The organism is Aneurinibacillus terranovensis DSM 18919, assembly GCF_000430625.1.
Classification (GTDB): Bacteria; Bacillota; Bacilli; order Aneurinibacillales; family Aneurinibacillaceae; genus Aneurinibacillus_B; species Aneurinibacillus_B terranovensis.
Genome location: NZ_AUMJ01000083.1, coordinates 1 through 14,828, shown reverse-complemented (window position 1 = coordinate 14,828; position 14,828 = coordinate 1). Strand labels below are relative to the sequence as shown.

Below are 14,828 nucleotides of genomic sequence, written 5' to 3'. Positions count from 1 at the left end.
AAAACAAGCTATTCTGCGAAACCTTTTGGTATTCCTGAATTTTATCTGTCGTCGATCCCCCGGGTTCCTTACATGACTACCGGTCGACGACAATCTCAAGAAGCTTTTATAATCTCAAACATATTTCCCTATGCGTTTTTTCATTAAAACCTCACCTTACAAAAAATATCTTTCCTCCCTGTTTTAATCTAATACTCTTCTCAATTGAAATCGCTTTTCATCCACAAAATGGTGAAATTGTAAATACTGTGCTTGAAGACGTAATATAGAAGCTTTTTCGCCACTAGGAGTCTGTCCGACGGAAGGTAAAACGATGAATATTTATTCAAAATCGATCGGATTATGCAAAATATCGCTGCATATATAACAACGACATGAATGAATAATCGCTAAAATTGTTTCGTCGGACAGACTCCTAGTGCATCAAAAACCTTTTTCCTTCCGCAAAGGAGTCCACATCACAAACGCAGCCAGTTTCAATGATTGTTAAACCCATCCCTCATAAAAACATAAAAGCAGTTGCCTCCCACCAGATGTACCCTCAACTATTCACCCTAACTAATATCTGCATAATTCCCGGCTTCTCATACCAATATAATACATAGTAATCCATTAAAGAAAGGTGAACATCATGGCTAAAGCAAAAGACAAAAAACTTACCCCCACCCAAGTTCAATACCAATCTTTCGCCAAGCAGCGGGAGCCGGCCCGTCCGGCCTTTAAAAATTGTATTCGTGCCTTCCTTATTGGCGGCTCGATTTGTTTGCTTGGTCAGGCCATTCAATCATTCTTTATCCACTTTTTCAATTTCACTGAAAAAACAGCAGGTAATCCCACCGCCGCCGTTCTTATCTTTATTTCGACGCTCCTTACAGGGTTTGGTATTTACGATAGAATCGCCCAGTATGCGGGTGCCGGAACCGCGGTTCCGGTGACAGGATTCGCCAACTCCATTGCATCCGCCGCCATTGAACATCGAAGCGAAGGCTATGTGCTTGGTGTCGGAGGAAATATGTTTAAGATCGCGGGATCTGTTATCGTTTTTGGCGTTGTCTCCGCCTTTGTCGTTGCGCTTGTTAAATGGATTATCCGCGTATTGGGGGCAATGTAATGCTACAGGGACATCAAACGTGGACTTTCAAAAATAAACCCGTTATTCTTTCTTCCGCAACGATCGGCGGCCCGTTTGAAGCACAGAGCCGGATCGCAAAGGATTTTGATCTTCTGCATGGCGATCTCTGGCTTGAACAGGACAGCTTCGAAAAAGCGGAAAAAGTAATGCTGGAAGAAGCATGTGATAAAGCAATTGAAAAGGCCAATTTACAGAAAGGAAACATTAACTTTTTTCTTTCAGGTGACCTTATTAACCAGATCACCCCCAGCAGCTTTGCCGCCCGTACGATGAGCATCCCTTATCTTGGAATATTCGGGGCTTGCTCTACGTCTATGGAAGGGCTCGCCCTCGCGGCTCATTTGGTAGATAGCCAAGCAGCCAACTATGCGCTTGCCGCAACAAGCAGCCATAACGCCACTGCCGAAAAACAATTTCGTTATCCGACAGAATACGGGTCGCAAAAACCGCCAACTGCGCAATGGACAGTCACAGGAGCCGGTGCGGCAATCGTTGCCGCTGACGGAAAAGGTCCTCGTATAACCGCTGCAACCATTGGACGTGTGGTTGATATGGGACTCAGCGATCCGTTTAATATGGGGGCAGCCATGGCACCTGCAGCTGTTGATACGATTGAGGCGCATTTTCGGGACATGAACATTAAGCCGAATCACTATGATTTAATCGCAACCGGTGACCTCGGCCAGGTCGGCCATCCTATCGCCCGTGATTTGCTAAAAAAACATGGTTTTTCTATTTCAGAAGACAGTCTGACCGATTGCGGTCTCCTTATCTACAACAAGGATCAGGAAGTTTTTGCAGGTGGCAGTGGTTGTGCATGCTGCGCAACCGTTACGTATGGCCACCTGTTAAATCGAATGAAAAAAGGTGAACTAAAACGTATTCTTGTCATAGCGACCGGTGCTCTGCTTTCACCCATAAGCTTCCAGCAAAAAGAAAGTATTCCATGTGTAGCACATGCGGTTGCGATTGAAAATGTCGAGGAGGAATAGACATGATTTATCTCTGGGCTTTTGTAGTAGGTGGACTCATCTGCGTGATTGGACAGCTCATGATGGACGTAGGAAAACTGACGCCGGCACACACGATGGCGACTCTTGTGGTTGTAGGGGCCGTATTGGACGGATTTGGCCTGTATGAACCTCTCATTAAATTTGCAGGAGCAGGCGCTACCGTTCCCATTACCAGCTTTGGCAATTCGCTCGTCCATGGGGCAATGACTGAAATGGATATTCACGGAATTATCGGGATCATTACCGGTATTTTCGAAGTAACAAGCGCCGGTATATCCGCAGCCATTATTTTTGGATTTTTAGGCTCACTCGTGTTTAAACCACAGGGATAGGCACATACTACTCTTTGTGGAGGTGAGAATCATGACTGTATCTTCTCAAGTAAAACAAGCTGTAGCGAGTTTGAAAAGTGCTCAGGCCAGTTTGGAATCCTTTGCGTTAAACACGCAAAATCAACAGGCGAAACAACTTTTTGAACAAAACGCTAAGAACACACAGAGCATTATCAACTCTCTTGAGAACCGTGTTCAGCAATTGGAGCAACAAGAACCACAATACAAAGGGTTCTAAGCATGCCGGTGGGGTGGGTGTAAACTCACCCTCCCTCCTTATGAGGTGACAAAAGTGGAAACATTACTAATCGCATTACGCGCTTTGTTTGCATTAATCGCTATGTTTATCATCACCCGGCTGAGTGGAAAAAAACAGCTTTCTCAAATGACCTTTTTCGAATATATCGTTGGGATAACGATTGGAGATATCGCCGCCTTTTTGTCAACGGATCTTGAGGCTAATCTTGTCCACGGTTACGCCAGCTTAATTGTTTGGGCTTTCATTCCCATGCTTGTTGATTACTTCGCCCTTAAAAGCAGGCCTATAAGAAATTTCTTTGAAGGAAAAGGCACTGTGTTGATTAAGAACGGAAAAATTATGGAGGATAATTTAAAAAAGGAACGTTATTCGACCGACGAATTGATGGAATCACTCCGTTTAAAAAATGCGTTTAACATAGCGGACGTTGAATTTGCATCCCTTGAAACGAATGGTCAATTGAGCGTCCTACTTAAAAAAGATGCCCAGCCCGTTACTCTTAAAGATTTACAAATAACTGCGGCACCGGAACGAGAGCCGCAAACGGTAATAATGGATGGCAATATCCTTGAAGAACCGCTGGCAACACTCGGATTTAATATTGAATGGCTTCACACAGAACTGGATAAAATCGGGGTTAACCTTGCTAACGTTTTTCTTGGAGAAGTAGATTCTTACGGGCAGCTCTACGTGGATTTATATGATGATAAAATCAAAGTTCCCCAACCGGTTCAAAAGCAATTACTGCTGGCCACTCTTAAAAAATCTCAAGCTGATATCGAATTATTCTCCCTGCAAACAAAATCAAAGTCAGCCAAAAAAATGTATGAAGAGGCGTCAAATAAACTCGAAAAGATGCTTAACGAATTAAAACCCTTTCTACAATAATAGGTACCGGTTTTCTCTAAACTTCGTCCCTGAAAAATACCTTTCAGGTTGCCTTACACACTTCAAAATGAAATGAGGCTATATAGGCTGATTCTCAGCCTATATAGCCTTTTGTATATTACAGCTATTCATCCTTCACTAATTTCCCTAGCCAATTTGTAGTTCCCCATTCCGGTAATCGATACGGACAGTGGAACCCTCTTGAATACTGCCGCTGATCAAAGCGCGGGCCAGGAGCGTTTCCACATGGCGCTGCAGGAATCTGCGCAAAGGGCGCGCGCCGTAAACCGGGTCATACCCCTCCTTTGCAATGTGCTGCTTGGCTTCTTCCGTAAGAAGCAGTCCAATCTTCCTGTCGACCAACCGTTTGCGCAGATCCTGAATCAGCAAGTCGATAATATGGCCGATTTCTCCGGCGGTTAGCGGTTTAAACAAAATAATGTCATCCACCCGGTTTAAAAATTCCGGCCTGAAATTCATGCGCAGTTCACCCATAACCTCTTCGCGCGCCGACTCCTTGATTTCACCTTCCGGCGTAATGCCGTCGAGCAGGAAGGAAGAGCCAATATTGGACGTCATGATAATAATCGTATTTTTAAAATCTACCGTTCTACCCTGGGAATCCGTAATACGGCCGTCATCCAACACCTGAAGAAGAACGTTAAACACATCATAGTGGGCTTTCTCAATTTCATCAAATAAAATAACCGAGTAAGGTTTTCTTCGTACCGCTTCTGTGAGCTGACCGCCTTCTTCATACCCAACATAACCCGGCGGTGCGCCAATCAGGCGGGATACCGTATGCTTCTCCATATATTCGCTCATATCGATACGAATCAAATTATCTTCGGTATCAAACAAAGTTTCTGCCAGCGTCTTCGCCAGCTCTGTTTTCCCTACCCCGGTTGGCCCGAGAAAGATAAAGGAACCGATAGGACGCCGTGGATCCTTAATCCCGGCTCTGGCTCGGATAATCGCATCGGCCACATGCCGGACAGCCTCATCCTGCCCGATGACACGTTGGTGCAAAATCTCATCAAGCTTCAGCAGCTTTTCTCGTTCCCCTTCCACAAGCTTGGAAAGCGGAATTCCTGTCCAGCGCGAGATGATGCGTGCGATTTCATCGTCCGTAACCTCTTCACGCAGCAAAGCGTTTTCCCCTTTGCGCTCGGAATGCCGCTCTTCCTCTTCTTTCAGTCTCTTCTCCAGTTCAGGAAGCTTCCCGTATTTCAACTCCGCCGCTTTATTTAGATCATATTCACGCTCCGCCCGCGCAATGTCGCGGTGAAGTTGCTCAATATCTTCGCGCAGCTTTTGAATGTGCTGCAGGGCCTGCTTCTCGCTTTCCCACTGCACTTTCATTGCCGCATACTTATCCTTCAGGTTGGCAAGCTCTTTCTGCAAGTTCTCCAAACGCTCCTGGCTTGCACGATCCGTTTCTTTTTTTAGCGCAGCTTCTTCAATTTCTAGCTGCATCACCCTGCGGGACACCTCATCCAATTCCGCCGGCATCGAATCGATTTCCGTCCGGATTAATGCGCACGCCTCGTCCACCAGATCAATTGCTTTATCAGGCAGGAAACGATCGGTAATATACCGGTGAGAAAGCACGGACGCCGACACAAGGGCACTGTCATGAATTTTAACCCCGTGAAACACTTCAAAACGTTCGCGCAGGCCGCGCAGGATTGAGATGGTATCCTCCACCGTCGGTTCATCAGCCAGCACCGTTTGAAAGCGTCGTTCAAGCGCCGCATCCTTTTCAATGTATTTTCTATATTCATCAAGCGTGGTAGCCCCTATGCAGTGCAATTCTCCCCGCGCAAGCATCGGCTTCAACAGGTTGCCCGCATCCATTGCCCCTTCCGTTTTTCCGGCCCCTACTATCGTATGAATCTCATCAATAAATAAAAGGATTTTCCCTTCACTTTTTTTGACTTCATTCAGGACCGCCTTTAATCTTTCTTCGAATTCACCGCGAAATTTGGCGCCCGCGATCAATGAACCCATATCCAGGGCAAAAATCCGTTTATCCCGCAGCCCTTCCGGAACATCTCCGCGCACGATACGGTGAGCAAGTCCTTCTACGATCGCCGTTTTTCCCACGCCGGGTTCCCCGATTAATACCGGATTATTTTTTGTTTTCCGGGAAAGAATCCGAATCACATGGCGAATTTCACTGTCGCGGCCAATAACCGGGTCGAGCTTATTCATCTGTGCTTCATGAACAAGGTCATGCCCGTATTTTTCAAGCGCATCATACGTCGTTTCCGGAGTCGTACTTGTCACGCGCTGATTCCCCCTTATTTCGCTAAGAGCTTTTAAAAAAGTAACACGGGTGATGCCATACGTTTTAAACATTTTATCCAGTATCGTTTTCCTAGATTCATCCAGTATGGCAAGAAATAAATGTTCAACCGAAATATATTCGTCTTTCATGTTCCGGGCTTCGTCTTCCGCCTTAATAAGCACATGATTTACCGATTGGCTTATATATATTTTTCCAGGTTCACGCCCCGGCCCCGTTACGCGCGGTTTTCTTTCCGTAATTTGTTCCACCTCGCGGACTATGTGATCCAGCGGGATATTCATTTTATGAAAAAGACCTGGCAGTAGCCCCTCCTGCTGTTGAAGGAGAGCCAGCAATACATGCTCCGTGTCAACCTCGGGATTCCCCAGGCGCATAGCAACAGTTTCCGCCTGCTGTATTGCTTCGAGCGATTTTTGCGTAAAACGGTTCATATCCATACATCCTAACTCCTTCCTCTATATCCTTTTTTCTATCCCCTATTATATCCTGCTGCAAAAAAGTGTGGACGTAAAAATGGTTCATCCCTTCTCCGGGAAGAACCATTTTTGTTTCATTTATGTACAGACATTGCCTGCTGTTTAGGGAATGCGGGTGCCCGAGGGCACCCTTATCCATGTTATTACCTGTTATCTGCCTGCCATTGTTGAGCTACCAGCTAAAGCTTGTTCACCAAATTGTACAAGACGCTTCGTAATTTCTCCTCCAACAGAACCGTTTGCACGTGAAGTCGTGTCGGCACCCAGGTTCACTCCAAATTCACTTGCAATTTCATATTTCATTTGATCGATTGCCTGATTTGCCTGCGATACAAGAAGTTGGTTTCTGTTTCCGCCTTGAGCCATCTGTATTGCCTCCTTGGTTTTTTTCAAGGTCTGTGACCTTGTGATATTTATTTTTTCAAATTCCGATATAGTTATGCTGGTATTTATCGTTAAGGAAGCAGTTAACAAATAGGCAGTGTACCCATTTTATTTTCAGACATAAGAAAGATTACAAAACACTCTTTTGATTTATGCATACAATGTATAAAAAAGGGAGTGAATACCGTGAAAATCAAAAAAGATGCAACAGGTACGAAGGCAAGGAACGACTTACTGACCTTCAGCAAGGACTTTCAACTTTTTGGAAGAGTGCTGTTGGCTGTTGGAGCGGTTTTCATTCTAATAGGCTCTATCATAGAACGGGAAGCAGAAATAAAACTGGACGATTAAAAAACAGCCCTTATTAGCATGTATCCACCAATCTGGCCAAACCGGACAAGCCATACTCAGCAAACAGCCCCAAGTTATCACTGCCCCATGCTTGTACCTCTACAAGCGCACAACCTTCCCCAATTTCCTTGTCTGAAAAGAGGAGTTTAACTACTTACTTCTTATTTGGATCAGCCGATCGGCAGTTTCCGATCGGCTAACGGCTGGTAGCGTCGATGTTGGAAGACGGTAGCTAAAATTAAGACGTCTTATCCAACAATTTTATCGAAAAACATAAAAAACCAAAAGAAATAAGGGAAAGAACTGTAATAAATATGATGAGAATAAACGGCTGATCCGCCATAGCTTCTATCATTGGACTCATTATTCCAACCATAATGCCTCCGGACGCACCGGCAATAATGGACTGTAAATCACCCAGTGCCCCAAAAAGGATCCCAATAACAATGGCAATTAATGTAGTAAATATTGTAATCATAGAATAATGCACGGGAAATTGATACATAAGGATCATTCCGGTTACGAGACCCAGCGTTCCACTGGCGGTCATTGCAACGTTCATTCCGGTATGGCAGTCAATCACTCGCCGATATCTTTTTAGAAACTTGTAACAGGATATCCCCATCAAAAGGTTTATAAGAAGGATGCACCATACAACCCAAGCCAACCTTATCTCCCCCTTTCTACTGCAGAATATGCTCCTGCCGTATTAAGCGCACGGGCGTTTTAGCCGCCAGAGATAAAATTGGACACGGGATTGGGTGTTTCTCTATATCGGCTCCATTTCCCAGCCATATACTAATGATAAAGAGGGAAGTAACAAAAGTAAGGAGGTAAATAAAAATGAGAAGATCTCCATACTACTATCTGAAAAATCAATTCGGTTATTATAAAGCAAGGCTTGAAGATTATTCCCGGAACACGAGATGTTCCTGCGCATCCAGTGCAGAAGTCCGCTGCAAAGTCAGGTGCAGTTGCTCCCGCATATCCAGATGCGGCAGGTAAAGCGAGGGAAAACACATGGAGCATACGTAAGTAAAACGCCGGTCTACACGATAAGACAGGCGTTTTTTTGTTTGATTTGCTATCGTTTTAAACCAACCTTAATACAATCTTATTTGCGATGATAACCATAAATCCTCATTATCGTACATAAAAAGTGTCTTTATTGAAAATATACGCACTCCTGTTGTATGGTTAATATAGAGATGATTTCAGAGGAGGAAGATGAAAGTGGACGAAAAGGAACAATTGATTGCCGCGTATGCCGGCGGATATGAAAAATTGCTTGCGGCAGTTACAGATTGTCCTCAGGAAAAATGGGACAGCAAACCTTCGCCGACATCGTGGTCGATCACAGAAATTATTGTCCATGTGGCGGATTCCGAAATCGTAGGTCTTCACCGGATGAAGCGGGTACTGGCAGAAAACAATCCGCTCCTCACATCCTTTGATCAGGACGCCTGGGCTAGCCAGCTTCAGTATTCTCGGCTCAACCCCATACAATATCTGGAACTTTTCAGGCTTTTGCGGGAAAGTTTTATTCCTACGCTTGCCGAACTTACGGATGAGGATCTGAACCGTACGGGCATACACGACGAAGCAGGCAAGCTTACATTTCGCGATTTACTGGTAAAATACATTAACCATATCGAGGACCACCTGCGTCAAATTGAACGAGTGAAACAGCGCATCTGACCGAACGTAAAATTACAGGACGGTTGGCAATGGAATAAACATTTTTATTTTTTGCGGGGTCTCCCCTTGCAGGGACGTTTACACTGTCCGTGTTTCAAAAAAGGGAAGCGAATTCGATGCATCTTGCGGAAATTCTTTGGGCCCGCTATCTTTTCTCCAGCGCGAGTTTAAGCCCGAACCCGATCAGAACAAGCCCGGTCACACCTTGAAACGCCTTCTGGGTCGAGGGTTTCTGCATCCATGCCCGTAAATAATTGAGCAGGTATACATAGAACAACAGCCATATGATAAGCAGTACCGCGTACGTAACTCCCATGCCTAGAATTTGCAAAAAGGTATGCCCATTCGCATCAACGAACTGAGGGAGAAACGTTAGGAAAAATACAGCCACCTTTGGATTTAAAACATTCGTAAGTACTCCTTGTTTAAAACAGGATGTCCCCTTCAGTTGGCTGTCTTCTCCCTCTTCAGAATGAACTGACCCTTTTCGTATCGAACGAAGCGATGCAATGCCTAGATAAATCAAATACGCAGCTCCAATATATTTCACGATTTCAAACAAAAAGGCGGATTGCGCCAGAATCGCCGAAAGACCAAGCGCCGCCGCCATGGTGTGGACAAGAATTCCAGATGCAGTCCCGCAGGCGGTCGCCGCGCCCCCACCTTTTCCATAAGCGATCGTGTTTTTTGTAACTAACCCTGTATCAGCCCCAGGTGTTAAAATAAGTGCGATGGACATTACAAGAAATAAATAAAAATGCTCCATATGAATCCCCTCTCCGCTGTCTCTTCTAAAATATTGTAACCATTATACCAAATCTAAGGGAGGTTTTCTGTCACCTCTCCATCCTAATAAGGCCGTGTTTATCACGAATTCATGTGCATGGATCTTGCAGGATTCCCTCGAAACAGGGAATCACAGGACGACTTGGACGACGACGATCCAGCAAACGGAAGTTCTTCTTCCGATGAGACTCGTTGTGCACCACGACCTCACAACCCTCCACGCACCAAGGCAAATGGCTGCTCGATGCTACCTGTGCACCCGCCGACATCACATATCCAACGGACTTGGCTCTAAAATAGGCTTGTTTATACAATGTCTCCTTCTTTTTCTTTTTATCATCAAATAACTTCTATGTAACAAACCGGACGAAACAGGGCAGTCTAAATCCTATCTTATTTATCAAGCAAAGGAGTTCGTACTGTGAAACAAGGTATCCTTGATCGCCAGGCCAGGTTACTGCTTACCATGCATACACTTTACCTTACATCCCTTGGTTTATCTAACACATTTGTTAGCATTTATTTTTGGAAAATAAAAAATGACTTCGTCATGATCGCCCTCTATAACCTTCTCACATTCAGTGCAATTCCCCTTACGTTCTGGGTCGCCGGCTATATGGTGAAACACCTGGATCGGGCACACAGTATCCGTATCGGTATTATTCTTGTTGCCGTTTTATTTGCCCTTGTATTATTACTTGGAAACAATGCGTCTCACTACATGCTTTCTCTGGGATTTCTTCTGGGAGTTGGAGCCGGTTTTTACTGGCTGGGTTATGATGTCATGTATTTCGAAATTACAAATCCGTCCAATCGCGACCTTTTTAACGGAGTAAACGGGTTTTTGTTTTCCACTGCCGGAATGATTGCCCCTTTTCTGTCCGGTTGGCTGTTAAGTAACATGAAGAATGGCTACACCATTGTTTTCTCTCTATCTCTCGCGATTTTTGCCACCGCTGTTCTCGCAAGCATTTTTATCCATAACCGTAAGGCAGAAGGAGACTTCTCCGTAAGAGGAGCTTGGAGAGAAACACGCAAACCGACATCCTGGCATTACGCGATGTTAACGCACCTTTTCTGGGGAATCCGTGAGGGGGTCATCCTGTTCCTCGTTAATTTGCTTGTCTATATTAAGTCTTCCAGTGAATTCTCACTTGGTTTATTTGTTTTCGTAACTTCAGGCGTTTCCCTTGCCGCTTTCTACATAACGGGAAAATGGATGGCACCCCATAAACGAATGCGCGCCATATTAATAGGGGCACTTATGTTAATCGCCGCCGTTCTCCCACTTTTCATCCAGGTTTCATTTTATACACTTTTAGTATTCGGCATCATCAGCTCTATATTTTTTCCTTTCTTTACGATACCAGTTACCTCCATTACGTTTGATATTATTGGCCAGGATCCGGTTAAAGCGGAACAGCGGGTCGAATATATTGTGATGCGTGAATCTGCCTTGAACGCGGGCAGGGTGATAAGCATCGGATGCTTTGTTATTTTTGCTATGTTCACAAAAAATCCCGATACGTTCCCCTATGTTTTATTGTTTGTGAACCTTATGACGGTCGCCTGCTGGATATGTATGAAACAGATAATACAGAATGGGGATAAAATTGAAAATCGGGGCAAAAATAAACGTATGCTGGTTAAGCTCGGTGCAGGAGGGAAAATAAAATGAGCAAAAAATATATTTTAGCCTATTTTAACACGTTAGAAGATGCGGAACGAGCCGCGCGCATGTTAGCAAAAGATGGCGTAGAAGCGATAAAAATAGACCGGGTTGCAGATTACAATGACGGGACACTCATAGCGGAAGACGCAGAAGAAACCCAAGTCCTGAACAGTACGCTTGACGTTGTAAAAGGGCGGGATATTCTCCTGACTTTAACCGTAAAGGAACATTTTTATAACCCAGCCGTGCGGATCATCCGTGATCATAACGGGGTCATTTAATAAAGGTATAAACATAGCCCTTTCCTTATTTTGAAAAGGGCTATATCAATTATACAGCGAGTTCTTTCTGCAAAGAAGCAACAAGCTCCGGGGCAAGCGTTGTGGTTGATGAAAAATTTTCGTGATGCACCGCAACCACGACATCTCCTTCATATGAGATAAATGCTTCTCGCTGTTCCTCCGTAAATGGAATCCTGAGATAATGAACCGATTGTGTATAATTTTCGTCCTCTTCTTCATCTTCACCTGGTTCATAAGAGACCACGACATGGTTTCCAAAGCGAAGCTCGATTTTATTTTCAATCCCGATAACGGTTTTATTAAAAGCGCGGAGTTCATCCTGGTTGGGAATTTCAATAAACAGAGTCATGCTTAATTCATTATCCCCTGGAATCAAGTCATTATATACATCAAGCATTTCCTTCAGATATTCTTCCCGTTCGATTTCCTCCGCACGAATCATTTCCTGGATCTGAAACCATACGGTAAGGCGCGTTTCAAAAAGGCCGGACATGCGGTCATTTAACGGGAAACGTCGAACCTTCTTTTCCGCAATGACGCGCTGCAAAAATTTCTCAAACACCTGAACATATTCCCTGTACGGGAGCAATTCATTTCGCGCAATTTTTTTCATTGGACATGCCGCCTTTCTTAAAGATAGGGTGAGGATTTTCCTCACCCTATCTGTTTATTTTTTACTAAAACGTTCTTATTCTTCCCCGAGTTTTGCGAAAATTTTCTTGAAGGTATTCGCATGAGCTTTTTCGGATTTCGCCATGACTTCCATCCACTCGGCAATTTCATCGAATCCTTCTTCGCGAGCCGTTTTAGCAAAGCCGGGATACATTTCAGAGAACTCATATTCTTCGCCGGCAATCGCGGATTTTAAGTTGCTTTCCGTTGTTCCTACAGGAAGATTCGTAACAGGGTCTCCCGCGCCAAAACGAAGCAGCATGTCAAAATGTCCGTGAGCGTGAGCCGTTTCCCCATCACCAATGCGGCGGAATGCGTTCGCTATTTCAGAATGACCTTCCGTATCCGCTTGTTTTGCAAAATAAATGTAACGGCGGTTTGCCTGGGATTCTCCGGCAAAAGCTGTTTTTAAATTCTCCAGAGTTTGCGTGTTAGCTAATTGTTTACTCATCAATTTTCTCTCCTTTTCAAATACTTATTTATAATAATTTTAAATATGATTTTATTATAAATAACGAACGGGAAATAATCAAGAGGTTCTCCCATTTTATTTTTGAATCATATCGTACATATGGAATTTCTATTGAAGATACGCTGTCTTTTGTTTGGGCAAGGACAGGATCACAAGCAAAGCAGCTGCCGCCGCAAGCAAAACACCCCAGTACACCGTATGAAGCGAGCCGTGCAATCCCCGCTGCATGGCAGCGATAACGTGGGATGGAAAAGTTTTTCGAACGGCAGTATGGAGAAGAATTCTCGTCACTTCATCGAGTGAATACCGCAACCCTTCTTTTCGCAAAAGAGTGTGTAGCCGGCTGTTCAGCAGGCCACCGAATAAAGCGGCCCCAATTGTGTTGCCGAGTATCCTCATAAACATATAACTGGCTGTTGCCACTCCGCGCACGCTTCGTTCGACACTGCTTTGAATAGCTACAACAAACGTATTCGAGGCAAACCCCATCCCTGCCCCGATGAGAAACGTACCGGCTCCAATGAGCAGCAACTTCTGAGTGTGATGAATGGTGGCGAGCACCACAGAACCCAGCACAAGGGCAGCCCCACCGATCAATGCGGTTTTTTTATAGCCAATTTTTATAATCAATCGGCCGCCAATGAGCGAAGCTATCGGCCAGCCAAGAGACATCATGGAAAGGGTAAATCCAGAAATAATCGGCGGTTGCCCCATCACTCCCTGGACATATGTCGGCAAAAAACTTGAAACGGCAATCATAATCGAACCGGTAATGAGAGCGGCAATATTAGCTGCCGCTATCAGCCGATGGTTCCATATTTTCAGGGGCATGACGGGTTCGGAGGAATTTTTTTCATGAATGATAAACAAAATGAACCCACTCAGGAATAACCCGACGAGAATAAGGAGAGGCAGCGAGTTCCACGGCAGAACTGTCCCCCCCTGTGTGAGAATCAAAATCAGAGCGCTCACCCATATGACTAAAAGCACGGAGCCGGGATAATCGATACGGACTTGTTTTCTTTCGACATCCTCATGGAGAAAAAACACGATTCCAATGATCGCAGCCGCGCCAAGTGGAAGGTTAATCCAGAATACCCACGCCCAGTGCAGGTACTGGACAAAAACTCCTCCCAGCGCAGGTCCCACAATGGACGAAATTCCCCATACACTCGATAAATATCCCTGGATTCTGGCGCGTTCATCTAACGTATACATATCACCAACAATCGTGGTAGCAATAGGTTGGACCGCGCCAGCACCCAGTCCCTGAATGAGCCGGTATAGAATTAGCCACTTCATTGAAGCGGCAAACCCGCATAGAACCGACCCGATAAGAAAAACAATAATCCCAAACACAAAAACAGGTTTTCTGCCAAACAAGTCCGATAATTTTCCGTAAATTGGCACAGTTACCGCCTGCATCAGCAGAAACACAGAGAACACCCAGCTAAATAGTGAGAACCCGCCCAATACACCGACAATGCTTGGCATCGCGGTTGCAACAATGGTTCCTTCAACCGATGCCATAAACATAGCAAGGATAATAGAGATAAAAACAACCTTTCGATTCGTGCGCTTTACCATCCCTTATAACCCCCGTTAACAGGACTCTTCCGTTTTTAATTCATAATCAAAGTTATATATACAGTTTGTCCTGTTGCTTGTATAAAATAAGGCAAGGCATGAATTTCATACAAAAAAAAAACTTAAACGGTTAAAATAACGCAATATAATTTTATGGTAATATTAAGGTAAGAAAAATAATAATGTTGGTGATTTATTAATGCGTACTAAAAACCGCCTTACCTCTACAGAAACAAGGTATTTTAAACCTGAATTTCAATCTTGCCCATACTGCAATTCTAAATTAGAGTATTGTCATACTGTCTCTAAGAAAACAATTTCAACCCTAAAAGGTGTTTTGACTCTTGTTAATATGGGTTACCGCTGCTCAAACAAAAATTGTTCACATCCAGAGACAGTCTATCGTTCTGCTCAAGCTGATCAGCTTAGTATGAAACATATTACTTATGGAATGGATGTCCTCGCTTACGTTGGTCAGCTTCGATTTAAAGAA

16 protein-coding genes and 1 pseudogene are annotated in these 14,828 nt (G+C 44.4%); 10 read left to right on the top strand and 7 right to left on the bottom strand.

The features are described 5' to 3' along the window. The first annotated feature begins 631 nt into the window (after positions 1 to 631). From spoVAC to H525_RS0114400, 5 genes are read left to right on the top strand one after another with little or no spacing between them, the layout of a single operon-like run. Positions 632 to 1,111: a stage V sporulation protein AC gene (spoVAC, locus tag H525_RS0114420; RefSeq protein ID WP_027416774.1), complete on the top strand. Its 480-nt coding sequence runs from the start codon at positions 632 to 634 to the stop codon at positions 1,109 to 1,111. After that, entirely contained in the window at positions 1,111 to 2,124 is a 1,014-nt protein-coding gene (gene spoVAD, locus H525_RS0114415) for a stage V sporulation protein AD (RefSeq protein ID WP_027416773.1), read from the top strand. Before spoVAC ends, spoVAD begins: the two co-directional genes overlap by 1 nt. A gap of 2 nt (positions 2,125 to 2,126) precedes the next feature. Continuing rightward, complete coding sequence (gene spoVAE / locus H525_RS0114410) at positions 2,127 to 2,477, top strand: stage V sporulation protein AE (protein WP_027416772.1); 351 nt, start codon at positions 2,127 to 2,129, stop codon at positions 2,475 to 2,477. Positions 2,478 to 2,508: 31 nt separating this feature from the next. After that, entirely contained in the window at positions 2,509 to 2,715 is a 207-nt protein-coding gene (locus H525_RS0114405) for a DUF1657 domain-containing protein (RefSeq protein ID WP_027416771.1), read from the top strand. 54 nt (positions 2,716 to 2,769) lie between these two features. Further along, a complete protein-coding gene (locus tag H525_RS0114400; RefSeq protein WP_425387706.1) occupies positions 2,770 to 3,624 on the top strand; it encodes a DUF421 domain-containing protein in 855 nt (284 codons plus the stop codon). Positions 3,625 to 3,771: 147 nt separating this feature from the next. Here the strand turns inward: H525_RS0114400 and clpB are convergent, their stop codons facing one another. Both clpB and H525_RS0114390 read right to left on the bottom strand, forming a co-directional pair. Further along, complete coding sequence (gene clpB, locus H525_RS0114395; RefSeq protein ID WP_027416769.1) at positions 3,772 to 6,372, bottom strand: ATP-dependent chaperone ClpB; 2,601 nt, start codon at positions 6,370 to 6,372, stop codon at positions 3,772 to 3,774. A gap of 189 nt (positions 6,373 to 6,561) precedes the next feature. Then, a complete protein-coding gene (locus tag H525_RS0114390; RefSeq protein ID WP_027416768.1) occupies positions 6,562 to 6,777 on the bottom strand; it encodes an alpha/beta-type small acid-soluble spore protein in 216 nt (71 codons plus the stop codon). A gap of 204 nt (positions 6,778 to 6,981) precedes the next feature. Here H525_RS0114390 and H525_RS27395 point away from each other — a divergent pair, with 204 nt between their 5' ends. After that, on the top strand, positions 6,982 to 7,146 hold the full coding sequence (locus H525_RS27395) for a hypothetical protein (RefSeq protein ID WP_155837306.1): 165 nt from the start codon (positions 6,982 to 6,984) through the stop codon (positions 7,144 to 7,146). Between the two features lie 238 nt (positions 7,147 to 7,384). On the opposite strand, the gene H525_RS24220 is transcribed toward H525_RS27395, so the two are convergent. Continuing rightward, positions 7,385 to 7,813: a hypothetical protein gene (locus H525_RS24220; protein ID WP_035101353.1), complete on the bottom strand. Its 429-nt coding sequence runs from the start codon at positions 7,811 to 7,813 to the stop codon at positions 7,385 to 7,387. Between the two features lie 566 nt (positions 7,814 to 8,379). On the opposite strand from H525_RS24220, the gene H525_RS0114375 reads away from it, so the two are divergent. Then, positions 8,380 to 8,844 (top strand): DinB family protein, encoded by a 465-nt coding sequence (locus tag H525_RS0114375; protein ID WP_245590491.1) that lies wholly within the window; start codon positions 8,380 to 8,382, stop codon positions 8,842 to 8,844. A gap of 145 nt (positions 8,845 to 8,989) precedes the next feature. Here the strand turns inward: H525_RS0114375 and H525_RS0114370 are convergent, their stop codons facing one another. Next, positions 8,990 to 9,610: a LysE family translocator gene (locus H525_RS0114370; protein ID WP_027416766.1), complete on the bottom strand. Its 621-nt coding sequence runs from the start codon at positions 9,608 to 9,610 to the stop codon at positions 8,990 to 8,992. A gap of 441 nt (positions 9,611 to 10,051) precedes the next feature. Here H525_RS0114370 and H525_RS24215 point away from each other — a divergent pair, with 441 nt between their 5' ends. After that, on the top strand, positions 10,052 to 11,308 hold the full coding sequence (locus H525_RS24215; RefSeq protein WP_051331055.1) for an MFS transporter: 1,257 nt from the start codon (positions 10,052 to 10,054) through the stop codon (positions 11,306 to 11,308). Next, a complete protein-coding gene (locus H525_RS0114360) occupies positions 11,305 to 11,583 on the top strand; it encodes a hypothetical protein (protein WP_027416765.1) in 279 nt (92 codons plus the stop codon). Before H525_RS24215 ends, H525_RS0114360 begins: the two co-directional genes overlap by 4 nt. Before the next feature lie 49 nt (positions 11,584 to 11,632). Here H525_RS0114360 and H525_RS0114355 read toward each other — a convergent pair whose 3' ends face one another. From H525_RS0114355 to H525_RS0114345, 3 genes are all read right to left on the bottom strand, one after another. Then, complete coding sequence (locus H525_RS0114355; protein ID WP_027416764.1) at positions 11,633 to 12,217, bottom strand: DUF3501 family protein; 585 nt, start codon at positions 12,215 to 12,217, stop codon at positions 11,633 to 11,635. A 75-nt stretch (positions 12,218 to 12,292) separates the two neighbouring features. Further along, positions 12,293 to 12,727, bottom strand: coding sequence for a rubrerythrin family protein (locus H525_RS0114350; protein WP_027416763.1), 435 nt, complete (start codon positions 12,725 to 12,727; stop codon positions 12,293 to 12,295). A gap of 129 nt (positions 12,728 to 12,856) precedes the next feature. Continuing rightward, complete coding sequence (locus H525_RS0114345; RefSeq protein WP_027416762.1) at positions 12,857 to 14,335, bottom strand: MDR family MFS transporter; 1,479 nt, start codon at positions 14,333 to 14,335, stop codon at positions 12,857 to 12,859. Between the two features lie 199 nt (positions 14,336 to 14,534). Here H525_RS0114345 and H525_RS28250 point away from each other — a divergent pair. Continuing rightward, positions 14,535 to 14,828: pseudogene (locus tag H525_RS28250) on the top strand (transposase); the annotation flags it as partial.